The 4,493-nt window shown below is 68.3% G+C and carries 4 protein-coding genes; 2 read left to right on the top strand and 2 right to left on the bottom strand.

The window, feature by feature from the left end; genetic code table 11:
- Window positions 1–148: 148 nt before the first annotated feature.
- On the bottom strand, window positions 149–1,537 hold the full coding sequence (locus RMO40_RS22585; RefSeq protein WP_309725849.1) for an aminopeptidase P N-terminal domain-containing protein: 1,389 nt from the start codon (window positions 1,535–1,537) through the stop codon (window positions 149–151).
- Window positions 1,538–1,559: 22 nt separating this feature from the next.
- Window positions 1,560–2,267 (bottom strand): hypothetical protein, encoded by a 708-nt coding sequence (locus RMO40_RS22580; RefSeq protein WP_309725848.1) that lies wholly within the window; start codon window positions 2,265–2,267, stop codon window positions 1,560–1,562.
- Window positions 2,268–2,453: 186 nt separating this feature from the next.
- On the opposite strand from RMO40_RS22580, the gene RMO40_RS22575 reads away from it, so the two are divergent.
- Together RMO40_RS22575 and dmeF are read left to right on the top strand one after the other, a co-directional pair.
- On the top strand, window positions 2,454–3,434 hold the full coding sequence (locus RMO40_RS22575) for an aldo/keto reductase (protein ID WP_309725847.1): 981 nt from the start codon (window positions 2,454–2,456) through the stop codon (window positions 3,432–3,434).
- Between the two features lie 113 nt (window positions 3,435–3,547).
- On the top strand, window positions 3,548–4,493 hold a 946-nt coding region (dmeF, locus tag RMO40_RS22570), incomplete at its 3' end, for a CDF family Co(II)/Ni(II) efflux transporter DmeF (protein WP_309725846.1).

Below are 4,493 nucleotides of genomic sequence, written 5' to 3'. Positions count from 1 at the left end.
TCGCTCGCAAGACGATGAAGCTGCAGGCCGAGGTGGTGAGCGCCATGGCGGCCACGCTCACCGTCAACGAGCTCGACCTGGTGGAGCGGTTGATGGCACCCGCCTGCGAGGTGCTGCAGGCCATGCTCGACGAGCGCTGAGCGCTCGGTCAAGCCGCCATCCAGGCCTCGATCTCGTCGGCGTGCACCGGCACGCCGCGGCTGATGAGTTCACAACCCTGTTCGGTGATCACCGCGTCGTCTTCGATGCGGATGCCGATGTGCCAATAACGCTCGGGCACGCCCTCGGCGGGGCGCACGTACAGGCCAGGCTCCAGCGTCACCACCATGCCCGGTTGCAGCCGGCGCGAGGGCGGTTTCACCACCTTGCCGCCGAGCCCGTCGGGCTGCTCGAAAGCAGGCTCGTCGAGCGCGAGGTACTCGCCCGCGTCGTGCACGTCGCGGCCCAGCCAGTGGCCGGTGCCGTGCATGTAGAACTGGCGGTAGGCGGCGCTCGCGATCACGTCGTCGAGCGAGCCGTGCTGGTCGCGGCTCAAGAGGCCGGTGTCGAGCATGCCTTGGGCGAGCACCCGCACGGCGGCGTGGTGCGCGTCGCGCTGGCGCGCGCCGGGGTGCGTGGCAGCCACGGCCGCTTCTTGAGCGGCGTGCACGATGTCATACAGCTCACGCTGCGCGGCGCTGAAACGGCCGCTGGCGGGAAAGGTGCGGGTGATGTCGCTGGCGTAACCGTCGAGCTCGCAGCCGGCGTCGATCAGGCACAGCTCACCGGCCTTGAGCGGTGCATCGCTGGCGGCGTAGTGCAGCACGCAGGCGTTGGCACCGGCCGCCACGATCGAGGTGTAGGCGGGGCTCTGTGCGCCGTGGCGGCGGAACTCGTGCAACAGCTCGGCTTCGATTTCGTACTCGCGAATGACGCCGCCGGGTTCGGCGCGGAAACGCTGCGCACAGAAGCGCATCGCGCGCGCATGCGCACCCGCGGAGATGGCGGCAGCGCGGCGCATGGTGGCGATCTCCTGGGGCGACTTGACGAGCCGCATCTCGTCGAGCAACAAGGCCAGGTCACGGTGCGAGCCGGGGCCGATGCTGCCCAGGTGCGAACGATCGCGCACGGTGCCCAGCCAGCCGCTGACGCGCTGCTCCAGGCCACCCGGCGCGCCGAACAGCGTCCACACCGTGCTCTGGTGGTTGAGCATCTCGGGCAGGCGCGCATCGAGCTGGTCGATGGGGTGGGCTTCGTCGACCGCCAAGGCCAGCGGTGCAGCCTCGGGGCCGAGGCGGTGGCCGGTCCAGATTTCCTGCGCATCGTCTTGGGTGCGGCAGAACAGCACGCTGTGGCCGTCGGCGCGCAGCACCAGGCCGCTGTGCGGCTCGTCGAACCCGGTCAGGTAGTGGAAGTAGCTGTCGTGGCGATACGGGTGCTCGCTGTCGCGGCTGCGCAGGAACTCGGGCGCGGTCATCACGATGGCGAGGCCGCCACCGGCCAGACGCAGGGCTTGGGCGAGTTGCGCGCGCCGTTCGCGGTACGTGTCGCTGTTCATGCCCGCGATTGTTGCCTCGATCTCAGGCTTTGGTGCGCTTGACGGCGGGGGGGAGGTTGGGTGCCTGGGCCTGCTGGCGCAAGCGCTTGAGCTCACGCATCATTTCGCGGTCGACCGATGAGGGCTGCTTGGCCACCTCCGCTGCCGCTTCGCTGCCGCGCGTGCTCGAGCGTTTGACGGCCTCGCGGTCGCCTGCCAGTTGCTGGCGGGTGCGGATGTTGTTGGCCAGCGTTTCCACCGCCTCCAGGTCGTTGTGCGCGTCGGTCTTGGGCAAGGCGACCACCCGTTTGTCGACCATGCGCATGCTCAGGCGGCAGACCCGGTTGCGGTTGAGGTGGCGCAAGGTGAAGCCCTGGGTCTCGGCCTCGCTCACCGACACATCGCGGATGTTTTCGATGGCCACCTGGTGCACCTTGTGTCCCAGGCCGCGCTGGAACCACACGTTGTTGGCGCTGACCGTCACCCGCTCCCAGCGCGTCAGGTCCAAGCCGACGGCGCCCAGCATCACCAGAACGCCGAGGAAGGTGACCCAGCCCATGCCCCAGGCCACGCCGACCCACATCACCACACCGGAGGCCAGCACCAGGCCGATCACTTCCAGCATGGCGCGCTCGGCCGTGCCGTAGACGCTGCGCTCGTAGCCGCTGACTTCGGGCTCGCCGGTGGCCAGCGGCCAGGCGGCGGAGGCGATGGCCTTGGCGCCGCGCCCAAGCAGAATGTGCCCCGCCACGGCAATGGCCAACATAAAAGGAAGGATGAGGAGAGTGCGCACAGCCGGAAGTTAACGCGAACTGGCACCCGGCGAAAGGCCCTGCGCCGAAAGCTGGCTTGCTGCCGATGACACACGGTCGATTCCACGGCCTGAGCGGGCAACCCGCTGTGGCTAAGATGCCTCATTCCACTCTGAGAGATTTCCATGCAATACCGGCGTCTGGGTCGCAGCGGGCTGCAGGTCAGCGAGTTGTCGCTGGGCTCCTGGGTCACGTACCACAACCAGGTCGACGCCTCGGCGGCCACCGAGATGCTGGCGGCCGCCATGGACGCCGGCATCAACTTCTTCGACAACGCCGAGGCTTACGCCGGCGGGCAGAGCGAGGTCGTGATGGGCGAGGCCTTCAAGGCACTGGGGCGCTCCCGCATGAGCTACGTGGTGTCGACCAAGTTCTATTGGGGACTTGACCATGGTGGCAACCCGGTCAACCAGAAGAACACGCTCAACCGCAAGTACCTGGCGCAAGCGATCGACGGTTCGCTCAAGCGCATGCAGCTCGACCACATCGACCTGGTCTATTGCCACCGCCCCGACCCGAACACGCCGATCGAAGAAACCGTCTGGGCGATGAGCGACATGGTCACGCAGGGCAAGGCCTTGTACTGGGGCACCAGCGAATGGAGCGCGAAAGAGATTCGCGCCGCGTACGACGTGGCCGAGCGCGAGCGCCTGCACCGCCCGCTGATGGAGCAGCCGCAATACAACCTTTTCAACCGCGCGCGGGTCGAGCGCGAATACGCCAAGCTCTACGAGGGCATCGGGTTGGGCCTGACCACCTGGAGCCCGCTCGCCAGCGGCCTGCTCACCGGCAAGTACCGCGCCGGCGTGCCGGCCGGCAGCCGGGGGGCGCTCGAAGGCATGGGGTTTCTGGTCAAGGGCCTGACCGACGCGGCCAAGAACCAGGCGGTGGCCGAGCTGGAGCCGATCGCCCGCGACCTGGGCGGCAACGTGGCACAGCTCGCTATCGCCTGGGTCAATCGCAACCCGAACGTCAGCACGGTGATCCTCGGGGCCTCGAAGCTCGAGCAACTGCATGACAACCTGGGCGCCTTGGCGATCACCCCCAAGCTCACGCCCGAGGTGCTGGCCCGCATCGACAAGATCACCAAGTCGCTGGCTGCATGAGCAAACTTGCTACATCACCGCCGAGCGGGCCGAGCGCCGGGCCGCTCCCAAGCCGGCCCGCATCCCCTCGGGGGATCGTCGAACGTACCCGTTTGGCGAGGGGCTGACATCCCGTGGCCCACTCACACGACCTGCGCCCGTGGCAACACTCGCACGTGTTCGACACCGGCAACCGGCTGGGCGAGACGCGCACGCACTGGGTGCTGGCGATCACGCTGCTGACCATGGTGGTCGAGATCGCCGCTGGCTGGTGGACGGGCTCGATGGCCTTGCTGGCCGATGGCTGGCACATGGGCACCCACGCGCTGGCGCTGGGCGTCACGGCCGGGGCCTACTACCTGGCGCGCCGCCACGCCGGCGACACACGCTACGCCTTCGGCACCTGGAAGATCGAGGTGCTGGGCAGCTTTGCCAGCGCGCTGGTGCTGGGTGTGGTGGGGCTGGGCATCGCGGTTGAGTCCCTGGTGCGTCTGTGGAAGGCCGAGCCGATCGAGGCGCAGACGGCCCTGGTGATCGCGGTGATCGGGCTGGTGGTCAACCTGGTGTCGGCGTGGTTGCTGCATGGCGCACAGGGGGGCCATGGGCACGAGCACGGCCACCACGATCATGCGCACCACGGTCATGACCACGGCGAGCACGCCCACCCGGGCCATCAAGACCTGAATCTGCGCGCCGCCTACGCCCACGTGATGGCCGACGCGCTCACCTCTGTGTTTGCCATTGCCGCCCTGTCGGCGGCGGTCTGGCTGGGCTGGACCTGGCTCGACCCGTTGGTGGGCGTGCTGGGCGCGGTGGTGATCGGTGTGTGGGCCTGGGGCCTGATGCGCCAGTCCGCCGCCGTGCTGCTCGATCGCGAGATGGACCACCCGCTGACGCAGGAAGTGCGCGAGGCCATCGAGTCCGATGGTGACGCCAAGGTGGCCGACCTGCATGTGTGGCGTGTCGGCCGCGAGTCCTTTGCGGCCGAGGTCTGCATCGTGGCCGATGTGCCGCTGGCGCCTTCGGTCTACCGTGAGCGGCTGAAGGTGCACAGTGAACTCGTGCACGTGGCCATCGAAG

It is taken from the genome of Rhizobacter sp. (assembly GCF_031412075.1).
GTDB lineage: Bacteria > Pseudomonadota > Gammaproteobacteria > Burkholderiales > Burkholderiaceae_C > Rhizobacter.
This window is presented reverse-complemented; position numbering and strand designations above follow the sequence as displayed.